Annotated in this window: 20 protein-coding genes; 12 read left to right on the forward strand and 8 right to left on the reverse strand. The window is 58.1% G+C overall.

Features of this window, described 5'->3' with window-relative positions; genetic code table 11:
• The first annotated feature begins 108 nt into the window (after positions 1-108).
• The 6 genes from AC4FIA_RS09620 to AC4FIA_RS09645 all read left to right on the forward strand — a co-directional run bounded on the left by AC4FIA_RS09620 (position 109) and on the right by AC4FIA_RS09645 (position 5,660).
• Positions 109-360, forward strand: a complete 252-nt coding sequence (locus AC4FIA_RS09620; RefSeq protein WP_490365669.1) for a hypothetical protein — start codon at positions 109-111, stop codon at positions 358-360.
• A gap of 2 nt (positions 361-362) precedes the next feature.
• Positions 363-1,880 carry an FAD-binding domain-containing protein gene (locus AC4FIA_RS09625; RefSeq protein WP_490365670.1) on the forward strand — a complete coding sequence of 506 codons (1,518 nt, stop codon included), beginning with the start codon at positions 363-365 and terminating at the stop codon, positions 1,878-1,880.
• Complete coding sequence (locus AC4FIA_RS09630) at positions 1,880-2,056, forward strand: DUF2256 domain-containing protein (protein ID WP_490365671.1); 177 nt, start codon at positions 1,880-1,882, stop codon at positions 2,054-2,056. Before AC4FIA_RS09625 ends, AC4FIA_RS09630 begins: the two co-directional genes overlap by 1 nt.
• Before the next feature lie 123 nt (positions 2,057-2,179).
• Complete coding sequence (locus tag AC4FIA_RS09635; protein ID WP_490365672.1) at positions 2,180-4,321, forward strand: malate synthase G; 2,142 nt, start codon at positions 2,180-2,182, stop codon at positions 4,319-4,321.
• A 67-nt stretch (positions 4,322-4,388) separates the two neighbouring features.
• Positions 4,389-4,817, forward strand: a complete 429-nt coding sequence (locus AC4FIA_RS09640; protein ID WP_103909498.1) for a GlcG/HbpS family heme-binding protein — start codon at positions 4,389-4,391, stop codon at positions 4,815-4,817.
• A gap of 66 nt (positions 4,818-4,883) precedes the next feature.
• Positions 4,884-5,660: a gamma-glutamyl-gamma-aminobutyrate hydrolase family protein gene (locus AC4FIA_RS09645; RefSeq protein WP_490365673.1), complete on the forward strand. Its 777-nt coding sequence runs from the start codon at positions 4,884-4,886 to the stop codon at positions 5,658-5,660.
• A 10-nt stretch (positions 5,661-5,670) separates the two neighbouring features.
• Here the strand turns inward: AC4FIA_RS09645 and AC4FIA_RS09650 are convergent, their stop codons facing one another.
• The 3 genes from AC4FIA_RS09650 to AC4FIA_RS09660 form a co-directional block, all read right to left on the reverse strand.
• Positions 5,671-9,126: a Hint domain-containing protein gene (locus AC4FIA_RS09650; protein ID WP_490365674.1), complete on the reverse strand. Its 3,456-nt coding sequence runs from the start codon at positions 9,124-9,126 to the stop codon at positions 5,671-5,673.
• Between the two features lie 209 nt (positions 9,127-9,335).
• On the reverse strand, positions 9,336-11,576 hold the full coding sequence (locus AC4FIA_RS09655; protein ID WP_490365675.1) for a xanthine dehydrogenase family protein molybdopterin-binding subunit: 2,241 nt from the start codon (positions 11,574-11,576) through the stop codon (positions 9,336-9,338).
• Positions 11,577-11,606: 30 nt separating this feature from the next.
• Complete coding sequence (locus AC4FIA_RS09660) at positions 11,607-12,359, reverse strand: SDR family NAD(P)-dependent oxidoreductase (RefSeq protein ID WP_490365676.1); 753 nt, start codon at positions 12,357-12,359, stop codon at positions 11,607-11,609.
• Between the two features lie 615 nt (positions 12,360-12,974).
• On the opposite strand from AC4FIA_RS09660, the gene AC4FIA_RS09665 reads away from it, so the two are divergent.
• Entirely contained in the window at positions 12,975-14,546 is a 1,572-nt protein-coding gene (locus AC4FIA_RS09665) for a Re/Si-specific NAD(P)(+) transhydrogenase subunit alpha (protein WP_490365677.1), read from the forward strand.
• 17 nt (positions 14,547-14,563) lie between these two features.
• A complete protein-coding gene (locus AC4FIA_RS09670; protein ID WP_490365678.1) occupies positions 14,564-15,997 on the forward strand; it encodes an NAD(P)(+) transhydrogenase (Re/Si-specific) subunit beta in 1,434 nt (477 codons plus the stop codon).
• A 137-nt stretch (positions 15,998-16,134) separates the two neighbouring features.
• Here AC4FIA_RS09670 and AC4FIA_RS09675 read toward each other — a convergent pair whose 3' ends face one another.
• From AC4FIA_RS09675 to AC4FIA_RS09685, 3 genes are all read right to left on the reverse strand, one after another.
• Entirely contained in the window at positions 16,135-17,427 is a 1,293-nt protein-coding gene (locus AC4FIA_RS09675) for an O-acetylhomoserine aminocarboxypropyltransferase/cysteine synthase family protein (protein WP_490365679.1), read from the reverse strand.
• A gap of 59 nt (positions 17,428-17,486) precedes the next feature.
• Positions 17,487-18,530 (reverse strand): hypothetical protein, encoded by a 1,044-nt coding sequence (locus AC4FIA_RS09680; RefSeq protein ID WP_490365680.1) that lies wholly within the window; start codon positions 18,528-18,530, stop codon positions 17,487-17,489.
• 97 nt (positions 18,531-18,627) lie between these two features.
• On the reverse strand, positions 18,628-19,320 hold the full coding sequence (locus tag AC4FIA_RS09685; protein WP_490365681.1) for a metal-dependent hydrolase: 693 nt from the start codon (positions 19,318-19,320) through the stop codon (positions 18,628-18,630).
• Between the two features lie 167 nt (positions 19,321-19,487).
• On the opposite strand from AC4FIA_RS09685, the gene gatC reads away from it, so the two are divergent.
• The 4 genes from gatC to AC4FIA_RS09705 are packed head-to-tail and all read left to right on the forward strand — an operon-like array spanning position 19,488 to position 22,716.
• The gene (gene gatC, locus AC4FIA_RS09690) at positions 19,488-19,775 is read left to right on the forward strand and encodes an Asp-tRNA(Asn)/Glu-tRNA(Gln) amidotransferase subunit GatC (RefSeq protein WP_287475264.1); all 288 of its coding nucleotides are present in this window, start codon (positions 19,488-19,490) and stop codon (positions 19,773-19,775) included.
• Entirely contained in the window at positions 19,775-21,256 is a 1,482-nt protein-coding gene (gene gatA / locus AC4FIA_RS09695) for an Asp-tRNA(Asn)/Glu-tRNA(Gln) amidotransferase subunit GatA (protein WP_490365682.1), read from the forward strand. Before gatC ends, gatA begins: the two co-directional genes overlap by 1 nt.
• 33 nt (positions 21,257-21,289) lie before the next feature.
• The gene (locus AC4FIA_RS09700; RefSeq protein WP_490365683.1) at positions 21,290-22,042 is read left to right on the forward strand and encodes a hypothetical protein; all 753 of its coding nucleotides are present in this window, start codon (positions 21,290-21,292) and stop codon (positions 22,040-22,042) included.
• On the forward strand, positions 22,000-22,716 hold the full coding sequence (locus AC4FIA_RS09705; protein ID WP_490365684.1) for an N-acetylmuramoyl-L-alanine amidase: 717 nt from the start codon (positions 22,000-22,002) through the stop codon (positions 22,714-22,716). Before AC4FIA_RS09700 ends, AC4FIA_RS09705 begins: the two co-directional genes overlap by 43 nt.
• Here AC4FIA_RS09705 and AC4FIA_RS09710 read toward each other — a convergent pair.
• Together AC4FIA_RS09710 and AC4FIA_RS09715 are read right to left on the reverse strand one after the other, a co-directional pair.
• Positions 22,701-24,098, reverse strand: a complete 1,398-nt coding sequence (locus AC4FIA_RS09710; RefSeq protein WP_490365685.1) for a helix-turn-helix domain-containing protein — start codon at positions 24,096-24,098, stop codon at positions 22,701-22,703. The two genes, AC4FIA_RS09705 and AC4FIA_RS09710, sit on opposite strands and share 16 nt — an antisense overlap.
• 40 nt (positions 24,099-24,138) lie before the next feature.
• Positions 24,139-25,368, reverse strand: a complete 1,230-nt coding sequence (locus tag AC4FIA_RS09715) for a multidrug effflux MFS transporter (protein ID WP_490365782.1) — start codon at positions 25,366-25,368, stop codon at positions 24,139-24,141.
• Positions 25,369-25,540: the final 172 nt, after the last annotated feature.

Raw genomic sequence — 25,540 nt, forward strand, 5'->3', positions numbered from 1 at the left:
GCGGCGCTTTGTTGGAACAATAGGACGGGTTCAACGGTTGTTAAAGCAGATCGGGCTTGAATTTTTCGGGTCCAAAACCAGTTAACCGAACCGACGAGTGAGGATACAATGTCTGCACCGAATACAAATATCGAAACGCAAGAATACGAACACAAGACACCGCTCTTCGGGATCAAGGCGGCAATGGTTTATGCGGCGATCCTTTTGGCGGCTTTCGTGACCTATGTGGTGTACCAAGGCGGCGAAGAAAGCACGGCACCCGCCGACGTGGGCACAAGCGTTCTTGAGAATTACGACGGCGGCAATTACGCGCCGGGCGGCAACGCGACAGGGTCCGTTTCGGGCACCCCTGACAACTAAACATGACAACAGCGGTTCTTTGGTTCAAACGGGATCTGAGATTGGCTGACCATCCGGCGCTGATGCGCGCTGTCGAGATTGGCGATGTCATACCGCTGTACATTTTCGAAACAGACTACTGGCGGCTGAGCGATACCTCAGGCCGCCAGTTTTCCGTTTTTGCCGAAGCGGTCGACGATTTGCGGGAGCAACTGCGCGCTGTTGGGTCGGATTTGGTGATCCGGTGTGGCGATGCGGTTGAAGAACTGGCTAAGGTTTTGTCCGAGGCCGATGCGACCCACCTGATCAGTCACGAAGAAACAGGTAACGATTGGACATACACCCGTGACAAACGCGTTGCCGCATGGGCGCGCGACGCGGGCGTCATTTGGCAAGAATTGCCACAAAGCGCTGTCGTCCGGCGATTGGGTGACCGGGATAATTGGTCAAAACACCGAAACGCGTTTCTTTCCAAAGATGCTTTGCCTGCGCCAAAGGCGTTAAACCCTGTTTCCCTTGCAAGCGATCCGGTCCCTGATGCGCCGCATGATCATTGTCCGCAGCGGCAGCATGGTGGGCGCACGGCGGCGTTGGCAACCATGGAAAGCTTTCTGGCCGAGCGCGGGCAGAGCTATCGCAAGGCGATGTCATCGCCTGTCACTGCCGAACATGCCTGTTCCCGCCTTTCGGTTCATCTGGCCACTGGTGCTGTGTCGATCCGTGAAGTGGTGCAGCGCACAGCGCATGAACAGAAAATGCGCCGCTGCACGCGGGATGGTTGGCTTGGGTCGCTCCGCAGCTTTCAAGGGCGGCTCGCGTGGCGGGATCATTTTACCCAAAAGCTCGAAGACGAACCGGAGCTTGAGCATCGCTGCCTGCATCCCGCTTTTGAAACCCTCAGGTCGCGCCCAGCTGATCGGGCCACATTGACTGCGTGGGAAAATGGCGAAACAGGCGTGCCGTTTGTGGATGCCTGCATGCGCTATCTAAACGCTACGGGGTGGATCAATTTCCGAATGCGCGCAATGTTGATGAGCTTTGCGTCCTATCATCTCTGGATCGATTGGCGGGACAGCGGGCAGCATTTCGCCCGCGCGTTCACAGACTATGAACCGGGTATTCATTGGCCGCAGGTGCAGATGCAGTCGGGGACAACGGGCATCAACACGTTGCGCATCTATAATCCGGTCAAACAGGGGCTGGATCAGGACCCGACAGGTGCCTTCACGCGCCGGTGGTGCCCGGAACTGGCCGAGGTGCCGGACCGGTTTCTGCAAGAGCCATGGCGCTGGGACGGCGAGGGCAGGGTAATCGGGCGCACCTATCCGCGCGCCATCGTCGATCTGGCGCAGGCCTCAAAAGAAGCGCGGGATCGTATCTGGGCAGTGCGTCGCGATCCGTCATTCGGGAAGACCGCAGCGCGTGTTGTGGTGAAGCATGCCAGCCGCAAGGACAAAGATGGGCATTTCGTCAACGACCGTGCGCCGCGTAAAAGGCGGACCGATACGTCAGACAGCCGACAGCAGAGCTTTGATTTCTGATGCCACGGGGAAAACGCAAATCCGACCTGCCGCAAAAGACCTGCGCAACCTGCGGGCGGCCGTTCACTTGGCGAAAGAAGTGGGAAAAGGTCTGGGATGAGGTGCGCTACTGTTCTGACAGATGTCGAAGGCATCGCCGCGCGAACCAAGGCAAATCGCCGGAGCAAAAGACCTAATCCGATGTTTTGCTCGATTTGAAAAAGTTTCCTGCTTTTCCGCCTTGTTTCCCATCGGAAACAACGTATCTATTCGCATCGGGGCGACCGCACACAACGGCATACTGACTGAGGGAGGCTTATATGTCTGATCGGATCGAAAAGTTTGGGCTACAGATCGACAAAACCCTTTTCGACTTTATTGAAACGCAGGCATTGCCTGACACTGGCGTGGAATCTGATGATTTCTGGAAAGGTCTGTCTGATTTGGCACACGAGATGGGGCCAAAGAACAAGGCGCTTCTGGATAAGCGCGAGGCGCTTCAGCAGAAGATTGACGAATGGCACATCCGGAACCGCAAAGCGCCGCATGATCACGAAGCCTACAAATCATTTCTGGAAGAAATCGGTTACCTGCTGCCCGAAGGCGGCGAGTTCGAAATCGACACCGCCAACGTTGATCCTGAAATCGCGTCGGTTCCCGGTCCGCAGCTTGTCGTTCCGATCACAAATGCCCGCTATGCTTTGAACGCCGCGAACGCCCGTTGGGGCAGCCTTTATGACGGCTTCTATGGCACCGACGCCATGGGTAGCCCTGCGCCGAAAGGCGGCTATGCCAAGGGTCGCGGCGCGCGCGTTGTTGCACGGTCGCGCGTGTTCCTTGATGGCGCTTTCCCGATCAACGGTGGCAGCCACGCGGACGCACAGCGCTACTATGTCCATCAGGGTGTTCTTCTGGTCGATGATAACCCGCTTGAAGCGCCGGAAAAGTTCGTCGGCTATAAAGGCCACCCCAAAGCGCCCGATTCAATCTTGCTGAAAAACAACGGCTTGCATGTTGAGCTGGTGTTCGATCGTACGCACCCGATCGGCAGCCGCGATCAGTGTGGTCTGGCTGATGTTCAGATCGAAAGCGCGATTTCCGCCATTATGGATTGCGAAGATTCCGTCGCCTGTGTGGATGCCGAAGACAAGGTTCTGGCCTATTCCAACTGGCTCGGGCTGATGAAGGGCGATCTGGTCGATACCTTTGAAAAGAACGGCGAAACGGTTACCCGCCAGCTGAACGCCGACCGCGTTTACACGTCGCCGGATGGGGCGGGTGAAGTTGTTTTGAAAGGCCGCGCACTGATGCTGGTGCGCAATGTGGGCCACCTGATGACCAACCCTGCGATCCTGACCAAAGACGGCGGCGAAATCTATGAAGGTCTGATGGATGCGATGGTTACCGCCCTGATCGCGAAACACGATCTGGGTCGCGAAAGCGGCAACTCGGTCACCGGTTCCGTCTACGTCGTTAAGCCCAAGATGCATGGACCGGAAGAAGTAGCGTTTGCGAACGACATCTTCACCCATGTGGAAAAGGTTCTGGGCCTGCCGCAGTACACGGTCAAGCTTGGCATCATGGATGAAGAACGCCGCACTTCGGTGAACCTGAAGGAATGCATCCGCGCCGCGAAATCGCGCGTGGCTTTCATCAACACAGGTTTCTTGGATCGTACCGGCGACGAAATCCACACCTCGATGGAGGCCGGTCCGTTCAGCCGCAAGGACTTTATCAAGCGTAAGGCGTGGATCGGTGCGTACGAGGACCGGAACGTCGATATCGGTCTGGAATGTGGTCTGTCCGGTAAGGCGCAGATCGGCAAAGGCATGTGGGCGATGCCCGACAAGATGGCCGCAATGCTGGAAGCCAAGATTGACCACCCGAAATCCGGTGCGAACTGCGCTTGGGTTCCGTCACCGACCGCTGCGACGCTGCACGCGCTGCATTACCACACCGTTGATGTTTTTGCCGTGCAGGAACGTTTGCGCAAAGGGGGCCGCCGTGCCCATGTGGATACGGTTCTGGATATCCCGACCGCCAGCTACCGCAAATGGAGCAAGGACCAGATCACCCGCGAAGTTGAAAACAACGCGCAAGGCATACTTGGCTATGTGGTGCGTTGGGTTGATCAGGGTGTCGGCTGTTCCAAAGTACCGGACATCAACAACGTCGGTCTGATGGAAGACCGCGCGACCTGCCGGATCTCGGCCCAGCACATTGCAAACTGGCTGCATCATGATGTGGTCAGCGAAGCCGAGGTGATGGAGATCATGCAGCGCATGGCCGAGGTCGTTGACGGGCAGAACGCGGGTGACGCGCTTTATACCCCAATGGCGCCGGGTTTTGACGGCATCGCGTTCCAAGCGGCCTGCGATCTGGTGTTCAAGGGTCGTGTACAGCCGTCGGGTTATACCGAACCGGTTCTGCACCAGCGACGTCTTGAGTTGAAAGCAGGCTAAAGCCGCGCCAGAACATCACTAATCAGGGGGCGGTTCTTCCGCCCCTTTGCACATGAGGAGGAAACACATGGCAAATCTGTCCCTGCGCCGCGCGCGCACCATCATCCGCAAGGCAATCGAGCATGGCCGCGCGAATGACATGAAGCCGCTGTCCGTTATCGTTCTGGACGAAGGCGGCAATGTGCAGGCTTTCGAACGCGAAGACGATGCAGCCCCCGGACGTTTCCAGATCGCCCACGGCAAAGCCTATGGCACTGTGATGCTGGGCATGGCTGGTACAGCCCAAATGGCCCGCGCCGAAGCACAGGCCTATTTCATCGCCGCAGCCAACGGCGCTTATGGCGGTAATTTGATTCCCGTACCGGGCGGCGTTTTGGTGCGCGATGCTAAAGGTCGTGTTCTTGGGGCCGTTGGGGTCACAGGCGATACGTCTGACAACGACGCGGCCGCCGCAAAAGCAGGCATTGAGGCGGTGGGATTGGTCGCTGAAATCTGACGGGGCTTTTATGTCCTCGGGGATTGCACTACCTATTGAGGGAAAGAAACAACAAAGGCACCCGTCATGGCCCGTCCGGTCGTCGGCATTATCACGAACCACCACTTGATCAACGAAACCTACTGCGTTCAGGCAGGGGGCGCGATGGTGAACGAAGCGGTGGCAGAAGTGTCCGAAGCGGTGCCTATGTTGATCCCCGCTGACCCACGTTTGGTCACGGTCAATGAACTGCTGGATCTATGCGACGGTTTCCTGTTGCCGGGCGGTCGGCCAAACGTCCACCCCGAGGAATACGGCGAAGAAGCCACAGAAGCGCACGGCACCTTTGACCGGTGCCGTGATGCTTTGGTTCTTCCGCTGGTGCGCGCCTGCATCGAACGCGGTCAGCCGATTTTTGGTGTCTGCCGCGGTTTTCAGGAAATCAACGTCGCCATGGGCGGAAGCCTTTATCCGGAAATCCGCGACCTTCCGGGCCGGATGAACCACCGGATGCCCCCTGATGGCACGATCGAGGAAAAATTCGCCCTTCGCCACACCGTCACTTTCACAGAGGGCGGGCCGTTCCATCAGTTGATGGGATCACGCGAGGTGCTGACAAACACGCTTCATGGTCAGGGTATCAAGAAACCGGGAAACCGGATCGTGGTCGATGGGCTAGCACCTGATGGCACGCCGGAAGCGATCTATGTTGAAGGTGCGCCGGGCTTTACCATGTCCGTGCAATGGCACCCCGAATGGCAAGCGGGCATCGACCCTGTTTCCCGACCGCTGTTTCAGGCCTTTGGCGAAGCAGCGCGCGCGTGGTCCTTGGCGAAATCCCTTCCGGGCCGCAAGAGTGCATAAGTCTTTTTTATCAGGCAGCTACCGTCTGATCTTCATCCGCTGCATGAATGCTGCCAGTCAGGATTGCGGTTTCATAGCTGCGTAGGCAACGGCGTGCTGTCGGGCCGTATGCGTCGGGGTTGAAGCGTAGATGCGGGAACGCATCAAACAGGTCTTCTTTCGATTCAGCCGACAGCGACTTCAGGCCCATTTTGCCGACATGGAAGCTTTCAGTCGGGGCCCCTTCCGCAAAGATCACCTCGTGCTGCGGCAGCATCAGGTGGATGTATGTGACCATGCCACCTTCTTCACGGCGGATCGTGTCACCGTTGACCAGATGCGCTGCGGGGGCAAAGACTTCGTCGGTGCCAAAGTGCAGGTCTACGTCACCACCGGACAGCAGCATTTTGTGCTGGGGCGAGACGACCAGATCGTTTTCCAAACCGGGCAGCGCACCTTTGGTGATGCGGATCGGGGCAAAGTTGGCCACAGCCGGAACCGACCGCGAGCCGATCCAAGCCAGCGGCTGAATGCCGTTGTCCATTGTGATCAGCCCATCGCCGACCTTCAGGTCTTCGATTGCGCGGAAACCTGTTTCGGTCAGGATTTGTGTGCCCGGCGTAAAGCAGATGACCTGATCGATGTTGCTGAAGGTGACAATTGTCCCGTCCAGCAACGTGACCGAGCCGGATGTTTCGCCGGTCACCTCATCCACATTGCGGATCAGGGTCGAGCGGTCGGCAAGGCCGTTCAGATCAAGCGTGTCGCCTGTTGTCTGGTTGCTGGTGCCACCGTCGATGGTGATCGTGCCGCTGCCAGCTTCGCCCAGATCCTCAAGCTGGATGTAGTCGTCGCCGGTGCCACCAAGGATCGTGTCGTTTTCCGAGCCGACGATCGTATCGTTGCCATCGCCACCACCCAGAAGGTCAGCGCCGGTGCCACCGATGATGCTGTCGTTGCCGATGCCGCCGTCGATGGTGTCATTGCCACCTAGGCCGCTTAGCGTATCGTCGCCCGCACCACCGTCGATAAGGTTGTCACTGGACGGGCCAACGTCAGCACCCGTGATCGAGTCGTTGAAATCCGAACCCCAAACACCTTCGACCGTGTCGACCATGGTGTCGCCTGTCGCGTCACCACCCGAGAATGTGTTGGTGCTCAGATCAACGTTAACACCTGCGGTCGAGCCGGTGTAATCAATGTAGTCAAAGCCGTCGCCGCCGACGAATGTATCGCCACCTTCACCACCGACCAGCGTATCGCTTTCGGTGCCACCGTCGATATAGTCGTTGCCGGTGCCGCCGATGATCGAGTCAGCGCCGCTTTCACCGTAAAGCGAGTCGTCCGACCCCATACCATCGATATAGTCGTCGCCCGCGCCACCGTAGATGGCGTTGGTCCAGTCGGCGCCAGACCCGTCATAACCGATCAGCGTATCGTTGAAGTCGGAGCCGATGATACCGTCAAGGCCACCCCAGTTCTGGTCGCCTTCCGCGTGACCGCCGGTAAAGGTATTGGTGCCAAGGTCAACATAAACAGCAGCGTCAGAGGTGGTATAGGACGCATAGTCCATACCACTGTCGCCGTTGAGCATGTCAGCACCGGCTCCGCCTTCAAGCGTGTCGCTGCCTGTGCCACCCCAGAGTGTGTCATTGCCGTCGCCAGCAAGGATCGAGTCGTCGCCGCCGTTGGTCGCGATGACGTTGTCACCTGCATCTCCCGTGACGGTGTCATTGCCTTCGCCGGTGGTGACGTTTTCGATTCCCGAAAACTCTTGTGCGCCGGTCATGCCATCCGACGTTGTGCCGGTGGTCATATCGACGTTCAGGTCGCGCCCGTCGCTTGGGTACAGGCGCAGTTCGTCGATGCCGTCGCCACCAAGGATGGTGTCCAGACCTGTCAAGTCACCGGAAATTTCGATGGTGTCGTTGCCGGTACCACCGTCCAGATAATTCGGCTGGTTTGCTACGTCGTTGCTAGTCGACAGCAGATAGTCGTTGCCGTCGCCACCAAACAGGGTGTCACTGCCAAGACCGCCATCAAGGAAGTCGTCGCCGAATTCACCATAAAGCGTATCGTTGCCGTCGCCGCCCAACAGGGTGTCGTTGCCGCCCGCAGTCGGGACAGTTTCGTACTGGATGTTGGTCAGCCAGATACCCTGTGTACCGCTTTGGCCGTTCGAATAGTCGATCTCGATCGACGATACGGGGCCCGCGATTTCAACAAGGACAGACCCATCCGCATCATAGGTCGCGTTGGCGACTGTGTTTGCGGTGATCGTGTTGCCACTGATCGTGTCGCCGCCACTGGGGGTTAGCGTGACAACGATTTCATTGCCGAGCGCGTCGTAGGCACGAACGGTAACGATATCGGTGTGGTTCGCGTCACCCCAGTCGATATCGTTGATACGGAAGGTGACGTTTTCGACTTCGCCAGAAACCGTAGAACCTGCCGCCGCCGCAAAGTCGATCGTTGTGGTGGACGTATAGGCGGCGCCCTGACCAAAGATAAACAGTGACGAGTTTTCAACAAACGGTTCGCCAGCTTCGGTATACTGATCGTTCTGTGTGTCGACTTCGAAATCCGCGTTTGCGGGATCGGTTGTCGAGAAGCTGACCGAAACGTCGATATCGCCGGTGTTCTGGGTGAAGCCAGCGGTCAGGTCTGTGCCTTGATCACCTTCAAAGACCCAGTTCAGCGTCTCGACGCTGCTGTCGCCGTAAATGACGTCGTCTCCGGCATCACCAGAAAGCGAGTCGCTTCCTGTCGCACCGTAAAGGCTGTCGTTTCCGTCGCCGCCGGACACGGTGTCATTGCCGGTGCCTGCGAAAATCTGGTCGTTGCCCGCTTCGCCATTTAGCTGGTCGTTGCCCGCGTCGCCGTGAATGGTGTCGTCGCCGACGCCTGCGAACACGGTATCGTCGCCAGCTCCCGCAACAACACTGTCAGCGCCTGTCGCGCTTTCGGGTTCGTCGATGCGTTCGTTTTCGGCGTCGGAATAGTTGGCATCGATGTAATCGTTGCCCGAGGTGCCTTCGACAATATCGTCACCAACGACATAGTCGGCATAGGTAAAGGCCGCGTCGCCAGCAGAAGCGTTGGGGTTCGAGTCGTATGCGTTGACCGTATACGAACGGCCTTCGATCAGCGGAACCTCGGAAAGGGTGTACATACCCCCGCCGGATCCTTCGACTTCGAACTGGACAATCTGGAAGGTTTCGCCGGTGACGTTATCCGTAACCGTCCATACCATTTCGGCGTCAACGGTGGTATTTACCTGTGACGTTCCAACGACAACAGTTGCTGTGGCCTGTTCGCCCCCAGCGCTGTCATCGTCCAGATAAAGGTCGCCGCCGTTGGTTTCGTTGTCGGTGATGATGGCGTAGCCGCCATAGTCGGCAGTGGTCCAGGTGAACTGTTGGCCGGTACCGGTCGGAATAATCCCGTTCGGATCAACCGTGTAAAACTGGACTTCGTACGTTGCCAACTTTTCTACCCTAATTCAGCAGGCTACGCTGCCGATCCTCATACCGTTACTCATCCACGCACTGCGGGACGTTCACGTGTGTATCTAAAGATACATTGAGGCAACTTTAGGGACGCATCTGGCGACAATGCGGCTGAAATGTGATCCGGCACGGTTTTCTAGGGGAAATCCGGTGAAAACCGCTGATTATGGTGCATTTTCAGGGGGAATTACGCGACGAATTTCACCGTATTGCCCAGCGGGAAAGACCGGATTCGGACGCCTGTCAGATCGAAAATGGCGTTTGCCAGGGCAGGGGCCGCAGGGGGTGTTCCGGGCTCTCCGACACCGCCCAGAGCGGGGTTGTTCTGTAGGATTTCCACCGCGACGTCCGGCGCGGAATTTATGCGCATCAGCGGGTACGCCCCATAGTTTCGCTGGTCGACCTGACCGTCTTTAAATGTCACTTCCTCGCCAATGGCAGAGGACAGGCCCATCAGGCATCCACCCTCCATCTGCGCGCGGATATTGTCCGGATCAAGCGCAGTGCCGACATCGCAGGCAATCCAAACCTTGGCGATTTTGACGCCTGCGTCTGTCTGGTGTACCTCAACGACCTGTGCGACGGGTGTCCCGAAGGAATGGCAAAACGCCACGCCGCGTCCCACACCGTCGGGCGTCTGACCGGTCCAGCCGGACATGTCCCGAACAGCTGCCAGAACCTTGGCCGAAACCGGGTCCTCTGGCTGCATCAAATCCAGCCGCGCTTGTAGCGGGTCGGCTCCTGCTGCGATGGTCAGTTCATCCAGAAAACATTCATGGAAAATGGCATTGTGGGAATTGCCGACAGATCGCCAGAACCCCACGGGGATATCCAAATCTGCCAGATGTCCGGTGACGCGGTAATTCGGGATGGCGTAGGGCTGGTTGAACAGGCCTTCGACAGCCACTTTGTCGGGACCTGACGGCGCAAAACCCAGCCAGCGTTCCATCACTTGCTGCGTACAGGACTGCACGGCGACCGCGGCATCGAACAAAACAGGTTTGCCATCCTGAACCGCACCACGCAGCCGCGCAACCGCGCCCGGACGATAGAAGTCGTGGGCAAAGTCTTCTTCCCTGCTGTAGACGGTTTGAACCGGAACGCCGGGCAGGGCCATGGCAACCTGGGTGGCTGCGACCATGAAATCAATCTCGCCTCGTCGGCCAAAGCCGCCGCCCATCGGGGGGGTGTGAAGGGTCACGCGGTCTTCATCCAGTCCAGCCGCTTTTGCGGAGGCTGTCCGTCCGAAAAGTGGGGCCTGATTGCCTGCCCATACTTCAAGCCCGTCAGCGGTGACCCAAGCCGTTGCGTTCATCGGCTCTAACGTCGAGTGGGCCAGATATGGCACCTGATAATCGGCTGTGATTTCGGTCGCACCATCCGGCAGGCTGTCGGCATCGCCGTCGTCCCGCATCTTGGAATTGGGCTTTGTATCAAGCGCTTGGGTCAATACTGCAAAGGCCATGTCGGTGTCGATTGATCCATCGTCCATGTCCCAGTCGACATCGATCATGTTGACGGCCTTCATTGCCAACCATGTGTTCGATGCGATGACAGCAAGGCCGCTGTCCAATTCGACAACCTTATCCACCCCATCCAGCGCGAGCGCCGCGCTCGCGTCATAAGAGGCAACGCCACGCGCGCCGAACGGTGCTTTGCGAAGGCTTGCGAAGCGCATGTCAGGCAGACGGATGTCCAAGCCGTACTGCAACGTTCCGTTTGTTTTCGCGGGCACATCCAGACGCGGCATCGATGTGCCCACATAACGCCATTGGGATGGATCGCGCAGAATAACATCATCCGGTTCCAGCTGTGCGGCCTCGGCGGCGAGATCGGGGTAGGGAATGGCGGTGCCGTCTGGCGCGATGACCTGTCCGTCCTGCGTCTTTAATTGACCTACAGGCACCGACAGCCTGTTTGCCGCTGCTTTCACCAGCAACTGACGTGCGGTCGCGCCGACGATGCGCATTCTTTCGAACCCGTCCTTCATAGCGGTCGAGCCACCAGTGACCTGCAAATCCAGAAGTTTGCCGACACCGCCAAGCGCGTCACCAAACGCGCGCGCCCAGGCAGAGTGTTCGTATGTCTTGCCCGGCAAACCGTCGGCCAACAAAGCGTGGTTGTAATACACTTTCGACGGCGGCCCGTGGATGACGCGGATATCCTCCCAAGCGATATCAAGTTCTTCCGCGACAAGGGCGGCCAGTGTGGTTTGTGTGCCTTGGCCCATATCAGCGCGCGGCGTGACAATGATCACGCCGTCGCTGTCGATAACAACAAAGGGGGATAAAGCGGTTTCGCCCTCGGCAAGTTGCAAGGGATTGGGGCGGTCCTTTTTGACCTGCCAGACACCAAAGGCGACCCCGCCCGCGACGGCGGCAGCGCCAAACAGAAATGTCCGGCGTGCGATTGTACCGATGCTTGCCACTGTGCTTGCCCCCTGTTTTGTCTGTGCCGCCTAGACTTCGCCGCCTGCGATCTGGATCGCCTGACCGTTTACACTGGCCGACCCATCGCCACACAACCACAACGCAGCGTCAGCTACCTCGGATCGGGCGATCAACCTGCCGTGGGGGTTTAGACCCACCATCATGTGACGTGCCTTATCTTCATCGACGCCGGTACGCTCCATGATCGAACTCACGTTCCGCGTTATGATCTCGGTATCTACATAGGCGGGGCAGAGCGCATTGAAAGTCATGTTGCGTCCGGCATAGTCCGCCGACAGCCCACGGATCAGTCCGATCATCGCGTGTTTCGAGGCCGAATAGGCGGGCGCGCCCTTCAGCCCCTTCACGCCGGCAATAGATGACACCGCAATAACGCGGCCCCAGCCGGTATCTTTCATCGATTTCAGGCATTCACGGATCGTCAGATACGCACCGTCCAGATTGATGGCCATCATGTTGCGCCAGAAATCCAGATCGGTCTTGAGAATGCTGCGACCTTCGGCAATGCCTGCGTTCGGCACGCAGATCTGGATCGGACCGCGTGCGGCGACGGCCTCGGCGCAACCGTTAACCACTGAAGCTTCGTCGCTGACGTCCATGGCCAGAGGATGAATGCGGTCACTGGCGGCATCTTGTAGAACTTCGAGCCTGCGCCCCGTGATCGTGACCTCGGCGCCCGCGTTGGCCAGTGCCTGTGCAATAGCCAGTCCGATACCTGTTCCGCCGCCTGTGACAAGCGCGTGTTTGCCTGACAAATCCATGGTGTTCCTCCCTCATATTCCGGCAGCGTATCGCAGGGGGCAAACACTGCAAGTAGAGCGCGAAGAGATTCGCCAATTTGGCGATTTGAGTGACGCAACGTTGTGAAAATCCGGAATTGCAGAAAAGTTTTTGCCTGCAGGTCCGCGACTTTTTGTCAGTGCTCGGAATGGCATGCAATTGTACACACTTGTATATCGTTATCTATTTGAAACCGCGAAATAAATTTGTTTGGCCCGCCAAATTTTGGTGTAGAAAGGCAGGGCGAACGGTGGAAAACGAAACAATTCTCGGGGCTTACCGTGAAAGGCGATTGGCTACACTCCGGACTTAGTTCGCTTACGGATTGCTGACTTTGCCTCTGTTCGTTGCTGTAGTTTCACCCGCATTGCGGGCCAAAGGGTCCGATCCGGACCTAAGGGGTGAGACGTTAAGGTACATTTATTGCGGCGCAGCATGTCGTTACGCAACAAAGCGCAATGTGGCTTTTGCTTTGCTGTTTGTTATGGTCTATGGCTGCATCGCACTGGCTGTGGTAGGTCAGTATCACGGACCCAAAAGGGTTGGTGGTGCAGTGCATCAATAGGCTTGTTCTGACACGAGAGGGGACAGAGACCGTGAAAATAGGGACGCCAAAGGAAATTCTGGAGGGCGAAGCGCGTGTAGCGATGACCCCGGATTCGGCGAAGATGCTTCAGAAACTGGGGTATGATTGCGCGATTGAATCCGGCGCGGGTGCTGCCGCTGGGTTCTCCGACGAGGCATATGCCGAAGCGGGCGTAGAAGTTATCGCCAAGGCTGCTGATCTTTGGAAAACGGTTGACGTCGTTGCCAAAGTTCGCCCGCCGACCGAAGACGAAGTGAAACTTCTGACAGCTGACAAGCTGCTGATTTCGTTCTTCTATCCGGCTGCAAACGAAGCGCTGATGAAGCAGGCCGCTGATGTTGGTGCCTCTGTCATCGCGATGGACATGGTTCCGCGTATCAGCCGCGCGCAGAAGATGGACGCGCTGTCGTCCATGGCAAACATCGCCGGTTACCGCGCGGTAATCGAAGCGGGTAACAACTTTGGCCGCTTCTTCACCGGTCAGGTGACGGCTGCTGGTAAGGTACCGCCCGCCAAGGTTCTGGTTGTGGGCGCCGGTGTTGCCGGTCTGGCCGCCATCGGTACATCCACATCGCTGGGCGCGATCACCTTGGCGTTCGACGTTCGTCCCGAAGTGGCCGAGCAGGTTGAATCCATGGGCGCTGAGTTCGTCTATCTGGACTTTGAAGAAGAACAGCAGGACGGCGCGGCCACAGGTGGCTATGCCTCTGTTTCATCGCCGGAATTCCGCGAAGCGCAGTTGAAGAAGTTCCGCGAACTGGCGCCGGAAGTGGACATCGTGATCACCACAGCGCTGATCCCGAACCGCGAAGCGCCGGAACTGTGGACCGAGGACATGGTTAAGGCCATGCAACCGGGCTCGGTTATCGTCGACCTTGCGGCTGAAAAGGGCGGCAACTGTAAGATGACCGTGATGGACGAGAAGATCGTCACGGAAAATGGCGTAACCATCATCGGTTACACCGACTTCCCGAGCCGTATGGCCACACAGTCGTCCACACTGTACGCGACAAACATCCGTCACATGATGACAGACCTGACGCCTGAAAAAGACGGTCAGTTAAACCACAACATGGAAGATGACGTCATCCGTGGCGCGACCATCACCCATGAAAAGGCTGTGACCTTCCCGCCGCCGCCGCCGAAAGTTCAGGCGATTGCTGCGAAGCCGCAGGAAAAAGCCAAGGAACTGACGCCGGAAGAAAAGCGCGCGCAAGAAGTTGCGGCGTTCAAGGCCCAGACAAAACAGCAGGTAACCCTGTTGGGTGTCATGGCGGCCCTGATCCTTGGTGTTGGTCTGGTTGCACCGGCCAGCTTCATGCAGCACTTCATCGTGTTCGTTCTGTCGGTCTTCGTCGGCTTCCAGGTCATCTGGAACGTGTCGCATTCGCTGCACACACCGCTGATGGCTGTCACCAACGCGATTTCGTCGATCATCATTCTGGGTGCCCTGATGCAAATCGGGTCCAGCTCGTTCCTTGTGATCCTGTTGGCCGGTCTGTCGGTCTTCATGGCAGGCATCAACATTTTCGGCGGCTTCCTTGTGACACGGCGCATGCTCGCCATGTTCCAGAAATCGTAAGCTGAGGGGTAGAAACAATGGAATTCGGTTTCACAACAGCGGCTTACGTTGTCGCAGCGGTTCTCTTCATTCTCTCGCTTGGGGGATTGTCGGGCCAAGAAAGCGCGAAACGCGCTGTATGGTATGGCATCGTGGGCATGGCTTTGGCTGTGGCAGCGACGCTGGTCGGTCCGGGTGCGGGCCTGTGGTATGTATCGCTGATCCTGATCGCGCTGGGTGGCGTGATTGGCTTCCAACTGGCGCAGCGGGTTCAGATGACCCAGATGCCGGAACTGGTTGCGGCGATGCACTCTCTGGTTGGTCTTGCCGCTGTGTTCGTTGGTTTCAACGCGCACATCGAGCTGGGCAACGTGATGTCTATGGACGACACGGCCAAGAAATCGCTTGAGGGCTTTGCAGCACTTCTGGCGAAGAAAGATGGTGTCGAGATTTCGATCCTGCGGGTCGAGCTGTTCCTTGGTATCTTCATCGGTGCTGTGACCTTCACAGGTTCTGTCATTGCCTATGGCAAACTGGCGGGCAAGGTGAACTCGGCCGCGATCAAGCTGCCCGGTGGTCACCTGCTGAACGCAGCTGCCGCACTTCTGTCGATCGTCTGCTTGGTCTGGTACTTCCAGACAGGTGGCGTGGTGCCGATGGCACTGATGACACTGGCAGCTCTGTTCATCGGCTATCACCTGATCATGGGTATCGGTGGCGCGGACATGCCGGTTGTTGTGTCCATGCTGAACTCGTACTCGGGTTGGGCGGCGGCCGCGATTGGCTTCAGCCTTGGCAACGACCTTCTAATCGTTGTTGGTGCGCTGGTTGGTTCGTCCGGTGCGATCCTGTCCTACATCATGTGTAAAGCGATGAACCGTTCGTTCATCAGCGTTATCCTTGGTGGCTTCGGTGGTGCGGCTGGTCCGGCTATGGAAGTGGAAGGCGAACAGATCGCAATCGACGCTGATGGCGTTGCTCAGGCTTTGGAAGATGCAGACAGCATCATCATCATCCCGGGCTACGGTATGGCGGTTGCCCAAGCTCAGCAGAACGTCGCGGAACTGACCCGTCGTCTGCGTGCCAAAGGCAAGAATGTGCGCTTTGCGATCCACCCCGTTGCGGGTCGTCTGCCGGGCCACATGAACGTTCTGCTGGCCGAAGCGAAGGTGCCTTACGACATCGTTCTGGAAATGGACGAGATCAACGAGGACTTCCCGGAAACAGACGTCTCGATCGTTATCGGTTCGAACGACATCGTGAACCCTGCCGCGCAGGAAGATCCGAATTCGCCCATCGCTGGCATGCCGGTTCTGGAATGCTGGAAATCCAAGCAGGTGTTCGTATCGAAACGTGGTCAGGGCACAGGTTACTCGGGCATCGAGAACCCGCTGTTCTACAAAGACAACACGCGCATGTTCTATGGTGACGCGAAGAAGTCGCTGGATGAGCTGCTGACCAAGATTTCCTGATTTGGTTCGCATAAGACAAAGAAAACCCCGCGGAGACGCGGGGTTTTTTGTTTGTAAGTGGTGCGCGGGCCTGTGGCCCACGCGCTCGATATCTCGGCCTGTCGCCTCCGGCTTACGGCCTCGGGCCGCGCAGATGGTTAGCTGGACGCTTTGTCCAGGGCTTGGCCGAGATCCGCGATCAGGTCTTTCGCGTCTTCGATCCCGATTGAGATACGAACCACGTTGGGTGCCGCACCGGCTGCGGTTTGCTGTTCCGGTGTCAACTGGCGGTGCGTGGTTGAGGCCGAGTGGATCACGAGGCTACGGGTGTCACCAAGGTTGGCCACATGGCTGAACAGTTCAAGGCTATCGACGAATTTGACGCAAGCGTCATAGCCGCCTTTCAGCGCCACAGTGAACAACCCGCCTGCGCCGTTCGGACAGATACGTTCGACACGGTCGTAGTAGGGGGACGAAGGCAGGCCCGCGTATGTGACGCGCTCGACGGCTGGGTGCTGTTCCAGCCATGAGGCCACGGTGTTCGCGTTTTCAACATGGCGCTGCATCCGCAAGGACAGGGTTTCGACCCCCATCAGCGTGTAATGCGCGGCTTGCGGGTTCAGCGTCATGCCCAGATCGCGCAGGCCGATGGCGATGCCGTGGAAGGTAAAGGCCAAGGGTCCGAACGTTTCGTGAAACTTCAGGCCGTGATAGGCAGGTTCCGGCGCGCTGAGCGACGGGAATTTGTCGGATGCCGACCAGTCGAAATTGCCGGAATCCACAACAACACCGCCCGTGACCGTGCCGTTGCCCGTCAGGTACTTTGTCATGGAATGCACAACCAGTGTCGCGCCGTGTTCGATCGGGCGGCAGAGGTAGGGAGTTGCCGAGGTGTTGTCGACGATCAGGGGCAGGCCCGCATCGTTGGCGACCTTCGAGATCGCATCGAGATCGGTGATGTAGCCACCGGGGTTGGCGATGGATTCACAGAAAATCGCGCGCGTGTTGTCGTCGATAGCGGCGGCAACGGCATCTGTATCGTCAAAGTCGACAAACTTGGCCGACCAACCGAAACGTTTGATTGTCTGGCTGAACTGCGTGACCGTGCCGCCATAAAGACGGGTCGAGGCAACGACATTACAGCCGGGCTGCATAAGCGGGAACAGCGCCATGATTTGCGCCGCATGACCGGACGAACAGCATACCGCGCCAACGCCGCCTTCTAGGGCAGCCATGCGTTCTTGCAGCACGGCGACAGTGGGGTTCGTCAGGCGGGAATAGATGTAGCCGACTTCCTGCAGGTTAAACAGTGCGGCAGCGTGTTCGGCATCGCGGAACACATAGGCCGTGGTCTGGTAAATCGGGGTCTGGCGTGCGCCAGTGGCCGGATCGGGGCGGGCGCCCGCGTGGATCAAAAGCGTATCGAATCCGGGTGTGGAATCTTCAGTCATCAATGCCTCCCATTGGTTACGGAGGACATTAGCAACGCGTGATGTCTGACATGCAAGCCCTAGCGCATCCAGAAACCCGCGGATTTGATCCGGTTGCGGATCGCCTGTTCTTTGCGCGGCAGGTCATTGCGGTCGAACATAGCACGCACTTTGTCGCCGCGTCCCTGATAGATCATCCGTTTGTAGGGATCGTAATTCTTCAGGATTTTCTTGATTTTATTGGGCGCTGTAATCGCCTGAAGTGTATTCACAACCTTGTCGTCTTCGCGGGCGTAAAGCAGCGGGATAACGCGGTAGTGACAGGTGACGCTGCCGTCTAACAGCCCTTCGGGCAAAGCATCGCGCCCGCCACCGAATGCATGGATAACCAATGGCAGGGCGACCTGATCGAGCCATGGATCAAGGCTCTGGCAGACCAGTTCACGTGGCGGGTCTTTCAGGATGGCCAGAGCGTATTCGAGGAATCTATCGCCGAATTCGTGCGGGCAGCGGTAGTAGAAAAAGCCCGCGTTGAAATAGAGATAGCGGCGCCAGTATTCGTCGGGCTGGGACAGATCCAGCGAGCTTTCAAACTTTAGTCCGAACTTGTCATAAAGCGATTTCCAGATGTCCGTGTAGCCCGGACCATAGAGTTCCAGAACAGGCCAAGTGCCTTCACGGCGGAGCGAGGCTGTGGGTTTGTCGAAATCGAACGGCACCTTGTCCAGCGCATCCAGAACCAGCGTGTCTGTGTCGAAAAAGATGAAAGGTTCGCCTTTGGGCAGCGCCTTAAGCGCCTCGATCTTGTTGCCATAGGGATAGGTGGGGCCGAAGTGATGGGTTTCAAAGGTGACAAATGTTGCGCCCAACTCGGTCAGCATCTCGCGCAATTCGTTGTTCCGGATGCCTGGCTCTCCGGGCCATTTGTACCCTTCGGCAGGTTCGGCGATGAACAGGCGGAACCGCTTGGACGTGCCGCTTTGCGCAAAGGACAGGGCAAACAGGGCTGCTTCCCACTGCAGACGTCCGGCCTGAGCGACGATCATCACGTTCACATGGTCGGGAACTGCGGGTTTTGCGGCGGCTGTGGCTTTGGGTTTCGCCGTGGTTTTCTTACGCGCCATGGATGCCTGTTCAACGTATTGTCTTTGTTGCGGCAACTATAGGCGTAAATGATCCCCACGGGAAGAACCCGTTCGATAAAGCAGAGAGTTAGCGGCTTTAAAGCGTGATTGGCACCAGCACCTCGGGTTCGATCACGTTGGTATCGGGCAGGGCCTGCACCAAAAGCTCTGCCGATTGTTCAAGAATTGGAAACGTTTTGTAGTGGCAGGGGATCAGTGTTTTGAAATTGAAAAAGGTTTTCGCGGCGAAAGCTGCACGTTTCATATCCATCGTGAAATGCCCGCCAGCGGCGAGGATGCCGATATCCGGTTCATGCAGCGCGTTGAACACGCCCATGTCGGCGGTCACGTCGGTGTCGCCAGAGACATAGATCGTGTGTCCTTCGCCCGAGATCATAAAGCCGCATTCGCTACCTGGCGCGACGGGGCCGTCTGCCGTTTGGAATGTCGAGGAGTGAACAGCGTGCACCATAGTGACCTTGATGCCGTTCAAATCCACCGTGCCGCCTTTGTTGAAGCCGATGGTTTCGATTTTCTCGTGCTCGGTCCAATAGCCCATCAGGTCGTATTGTCCCACGACGGGAACCGATAGGGCGCGGGACAGGTCGACAACCTCGGACACGTGATCGAAATGGGCATGCGTCAGCAGGATATGCGTCGCACCTTTGGTGGCCTCTTGGGCGCGTTCGGTCGGAAAGCTGGGGTTGCCGTTCAGCCACGGATCCACCAGCAAAACGGCATCGCCGATTTCGATGCGGAACGATGCGTGTCCAAGCCAGATAATGTTCATTGCAAGCTCTCCCTGAATTGTTTTGCGTGATGGTAGAGCCAAAAGAGGCAAAAGCGATACTGTTTCTGCGGGTAAGGGGGCCGCAAATGCCCCCATGCGCTTGCGGGTTTTGCAACGCGGGTTTAAACGCGACTGCAAGAAACCCAAAGACAGACAAGGTATGGCCCATGTCCATTGATACAGAGACCGCACGGCGCGTGGCGAAACTGGCCCGCATCAAGGTCGAAGACGATGCGCTGCCCGCGTTGGCGCAAGAATTCAACGACATTCTCGGGTTCATCGAGCAACTGAACGAAGTCGATGTTGAAGGTGTCGAACCGATGACCTCGGTCACGCCGATGCGTTTGAAGCGCCGCAAGGATGGCGTCACGGACGGAAACCAGCAGGACAAGATCCTCGCAAACGCGCCCGACGCGCGTGAAGGCTTTTTCGCGGTTCCGAAGGTGGTTGAATAATGTCTGATCTGAATAAACTGAAGCTGGCCGAAGCGCGCGACGCGCTGCGCAAAGGCGACGTCACATCTGTTGAACTGACCGAGGCATGCCTGTCCGCCATCGAAGGCGCGGATGCGCTGGGTGCTTACGTTCACAAAACGCCTGAAATCGCAATGGATATGGCGAAGGCGGCGGACCAACGCATCAAGGCGGGCGATGCGCCGGACCTGTGTGGTTTGCCCTTGGGTATCAAAGACCTGTTCTGCACCAAAGGTGTGGCGTCTCAGGCGGCATCGCGCATTCTGGAAGGCTTCAAGCCGGAATATGAATCCACTGTCACCACGCAGCTGTTTGATGCTGGCGCGGTTATGCTGGGCAAGCTGAACATGGACGAATTCGCCATGGGCTCGTCCAACGAAACATCCGTTTACGGCAACGCTGTGAACCCGTGGAAGGTTGACGATCGTCAACTGACACCGGGCGGTTCGTCCGGCGGTTCGGCTTCGGCCGTTGCCGCTGATCTGTGTCTGGCGGCGACCGGTACAGACACCGGCGGTTCCATCCGCCAGCCTGCGGCCTTCACCGGCATCACCGGCATCAAGCCGACTTATGGCCGTTGTTCCCGTTGGGGCATCGTGGCGTTTGCGTCCTCTCTGGATCAGGCGGGCCCGATGACCAAAGACGTGCGCGACGCAGCCATCATGCTTGAAGCGATGTGCGGCCACGACCCCAAAGACTCGACCAGCGCCGATCTGGCTGTGCCGAACTTCGAGGCGATGCTGACAGGCGACATTAAAGGCAAAGCCATTGGTATTCCGAAAGAGTACCACATGGACGGCATGCCCGCCGAAATCGAAAAGCTGTGGGCAGACGGCACGGAAATGCTGAAAGCCGCTGGCGCGAAGATTGTCGATATCTCGCTGCCGCACACCAAATACGCGCTGCCGACCTACTATGTGATTGCCCCCGCCGAGGCGTCTTCGAACCTCGCACGCTATGACGGCGTTCGCTACGGCCGCCGCGCGCAGATCGGTAAAGGCGACGGCATCACCGAAATGTATGAAAAAACCCGCGCGGAAGGCTTCGGCCACGAAGTGCAGCGCCGCGTTATGGTGGGCACATACGTTCTGTCGGCTGGCTTCTACGATGCGTACTACAACCGCGCCCGTAAGGTCCGTACGCTGATCAAAAAGGATTTCGAGGATGTCTTTGCCCAAGGCGTCGACGCGATCCTGACACCGGCGACACCGTCGGCGGCCTTTGGTCTGGGAGAAATGCAGAACGCCGATCCGGTCCAGATGTACCTGAACGACGTCTTCACCGTGACTGTGAACCTTGCCGGTCTGCCGGGTATTTCGGTGCCGACCGGTTTGGACAGCACCGGCCTTCCGCTGGGCCTGCAGCTGATCGGTCGTCCGTGGGAAGAAGGCGATCTGCTGAATACCGCCTACGCTCTTGAGCAGGCCGCAGGCTTTGTGGCCAAGCCCGAGAAATGGTGGTAATCCGGCTGCGTTTTACCTGTTAGGGACATGACCATGCGGTTCTTGGTTGCTTCATTTTTCGCACTTTCTGCTGTGGCGGCATGTTCGCCCTCGATCCCCGATAGTGCGGCTGGCGTTGGTTTTGACAACGTGGATGGCAACCGCCGCGCAGCGGTCGATGCGCGACTGGAAGGTCGCGCACCCAGCACGGCGGTGATCCCGCCTGCGGCCTCTGTCAGCACCTCGACATTGGGTCCACAGGGCAGCTTTACCTCTGCCGCAGCGACAGCAAGTGCGGCTGATGACAGCCTTGAGGCCGACGCCATGGCAGCATTGCGGGCGGCAAATTCGGGTCAGGTGCCGGTTCAGGCATCGCCGTCCAACCCGCCGCCGCAGGTCGTTTCGAACTCGGTCGGGATTTCCAACGAAAACGACTTCGGCGCTGTTTCTGACGAACGCAGCATTCAGGCAGACGCCGCTCTGCGTGCACAAAACCAAGCGGCCTATCAGGTGATCCAGCCCACAGCCCTGCCAACACGCGAAGGCGCGACGGGTCCGAATATCGTTGATTACGCGCTGCGCACCACAAACGTGGTAGGACAGTCGCTGTACCGTCGGTCTAGCTTTGCCAGCAAGGCCAAGGAAGAACGCAACTGTGCCGCCTATGCCAGCCCCGATCTGGCCCAAGAAGCGTTTCTGGCCAGCGGCGGTCCCGAGAAAGACCGCGAAGGGTTGGACAGTGACGGCGACGGTTTCGCCTGCACATGGAACCCGGCACCGTTCCGCGCCGTGCGGAGCAGCAACTGAGCATCATCTGGCATCCATCGCCCAACTTCGGGCCGCGACGTGATGGCGCGCAGCCTGACCATATCGTGCTTCACTACACCGCCATGGATTGCGCCGAAAAAGCGCGTGACTGGCTGTGCAACGAAGAAGCACAGGTCTCTGCCCACTACGTGATTTCCGAAACCGGCACGGTCTGGCAGCTTGTCGATGAGGCCAAGCGCGCTTGGCACGCGGGCGCGGGGCAGTGGGGCAGCATCACCGATATGAACTCACGCTCTATCGGGATCGAAATTTCCAACACCGGATCGCAGCCTTTTTCCGAACCGCAGATGACTGCGCTTGAGACACTGATGACGGGTATCATGGACCGCTGGTCGATCACGCCTGAACGGGTGATCGGCCATTCAGACATGGCTCCGGGACGCAAAATCGATCCTGGCAGGCGCTTTGACTGGCGGCGTTTGGCTTTGCGTGGATTGGCGATCTGGCCAGAGATGGTCGACGACGCAGATGATTTTTACCAAAACGCGATCCGCTTTGGATTTGGCGTTACGGACGACAATCGCGAACAGGTGCTTGATGCCTTCCGCATGCGGTTTCGGCCCCATGCAGAGGGGCCGTTGACCGAAGACGATGCCCAGGTCATGGCGGCCTTGGCGCGTGACTGGCCGAACCAGACCTACTGCACGTCGTAAGGCAGGATATCGCGGCGGTCGGGCGAGATTGTCAGCTTGCGTTCAAGCGGTGGGACCGATCGCTGATGGCAGTTTTTACGATCGCAAATCCGGCAGGAAATCCCGATAGGCTCGAACGCATCGTCGCGCGCCAAATCAAGACCATCGCCGTACACCAGCGCGCCCGCGTGCTTGATCTCGCATCCCAAAGCGATGGCAAAGCGGCGCACAGGCGCACCGTATTGACCGCCAGTTTTGGACACGTCCCGCGCCAGTGACAGATAGCGCACACCGTCGGGCGTTTCGCACAGCTGGCGCAGAAAACGACCGGGCGTTTCAAAGGCGCTGTGTACGTTCCAAAGCGGGCAAGCCCCGCCGAAACGGGCGAATTGCAGGCGTGTGGCCGAATGGCGTTTCGTGATCGTGCCCGCTTGATCGACGCGGACAAAGAAGAACGGGATACCCTTGGCGCTGGGGCGTTGCAGCGTAGACAGACGGTGCGCGACCTGCTCGATGGATGCACCGAACCGTGTCGATAGCCGTTCCAGATCGTGCCGCGTTTCCTGTGCTGAGCTCAGGAACGCGTTGTACGGCATCAGAACCGCACCGGCAAAGTAGTTGGCCAAGCCGATTTTCGCGATGATCCGCGCCTCTTCGGTCTGAAAACGGGCCAAGTCCAATGTCGCATCCAGCAGCTTTTCCTGCTGAAGCAGGGCGACCTGCAAAAGGATCTGGAAAGTCTGAGTTTCGTGCGTCGCGTATTCCGACAAGGTCAGTGTCTTATTCAAGGCATCGTAGTTGCGCAGGCCTCGGATCGGGCCGATGGTGACGCGGATGCCGTGGTTTTCCAGATGGGTGATGACAGCACTGCGCACGTCGCCGCGGCCTTCCAGGCTTTGGGCAAAATGCTCGGCCGCGCGGTCGACGGCATCGATGTAGTTGTCGCAATAGTGGAAGAAATCGCGCACTTCTTCCCACGGGCTGGGCTGAAGCTGCGATCCTTCGCGGCCCAATGCTTCGTCGAGGGATGCCAGACGTTCATGGGTCTGGCGATAGGCGCGGTGCAATTCCAGAAAGGATCGGGCAAGGGCAGGGGCGTTTGATGCCACCAGCCGCAGGTCTGCCAGTGGGGGCGTGTCGGTGAACACCGGATCGGCAAAAGCCTCGCGCATGTCGGTGATCAGGCGTTCCGTGTCGCCGTGGCCAAGCTCGGTGACGTCAAAGCCGAACTCTTGCGCCAAGGCCAGAATAACCGCCGATGATACGGGGCGGTTGTTGTTCTCCATCTGGTTCAGATAGGGCAGGGACACGCCCAACTTGGCTGCAAAGTCCTTTTGGGTCAGCGCAAGGCGCGACCGGAATTCACGAAGCTTTGCGCCGACATAGAGTTTCTGGACAGCCATTTTGCGCCTTTGCAATGTTCTTTGCAAAGGTTTGCAAAATTTAGCTGGTGGCGTCCAGTGCTGAAATCTGACGTTCGCGGTGAATGACCCACACAATGGCAAGAACACCGCAGATCGACGTGCTGAGCATGATCCAGAGCAGGGGCCATACGCCTGCCTCTGGCGTCAGCAGCATGCCCGCCAGGGCCGACAACAGCGCGCCGCCACCAATCATGATCGCGCCGGACAGGCCAGAGGCCGTGCCCGCCAGATGTGGGCGCACAGACAGGGCGCCGGCGGTCGCGTTGGGAATGGTCATGCCATTGCCCAAACCCACGAAGGTCATGAAGCCAAAAAAACTGATCGCTGATCCCAACCCCAGTCCGAACAATGCCAGCGACATGGCGATGCCCACGCCGTTGATCAGCGCGCCCCACAGGACCATGCGGTTCACGCCAATGCGTACCGAATAGCGCCCAGAAATGAAGTTGCCCATGAAGTAACCAAGCGCGGGTGCACCAAAATACAGGCCCAGCATCGCAGGGGGCAGGGAAAAGACCACGGATCCGACAAACGGCGCGCCGCCAAGGTAAGCAAAGAACGCGCCTGACGAGAATGCAGAAGACAACGCATAGCCCCAGAAACGCTGGCTTTTCAGAAGCTCGGGGTATTCGCCGAACTGCTGGCCTAGGCTGAGCGAGGACTTAGCAGCGGTTTCCCCCAGATCGTGCCAGACCAGTGCAAGCAATAGAATGCCACATGCAAAGAAGGCCCAGAAATTCGCCTGCCAGCCAAACGCCTGGTCTAAAACGCCACCGATGGCGGGGCCGATCATGGGCGCCACGCTCATGCCCATGGTGACGTAACCGATCATTGAGGCCGCCTGATCTTGTGGGACCATATCACGCACAACCGCACGGCTTAGGACCATCGCGGTCACGATTGTGGCCTGCATCATACGAAATGCCAGAAAGACCCAGATGTTCGTGGCAAAGATGCAGCCCAGCGTCGCAATCAGAAAGACAGCGATCCCGCCAAGGATCACGGGCCGTCGGCCCAGTTTGTCGGACACGGGGCCGATGAAAATCTGGAACACCGCGTTCACGCCCAGATAAACCGCAACAGACAGCTGGATCAGCGCGTAATCGGCATCAAAGTACTCGGCCATCTTTGGCAGGCTGGGCAAAAACATGTTCATGACCAGCGCGGAAATTCCGGCCAGTAAGATCAGCGTCAAAATATGCGGTGGCGTTGACCGGTCCATAAACCGGACGTCAGGGGCGTTTTTCATGGTATAGTGGTAGGGCGGCACATGGGGGCTGTCCATTGCCAGAATGATTTGCAACAGCGCGTTTGCGTATTTGCGATTTTGCAATATTCGATTTTGACATTATTCAAACTTTGCAAATTTGCCGAATTTTCCTTGAGCCAGCCCCCTTGCTCTGCGATGCAGCATAGAACAG

The organism is Thalassococcus sp. (assembly GCF_982780845.1).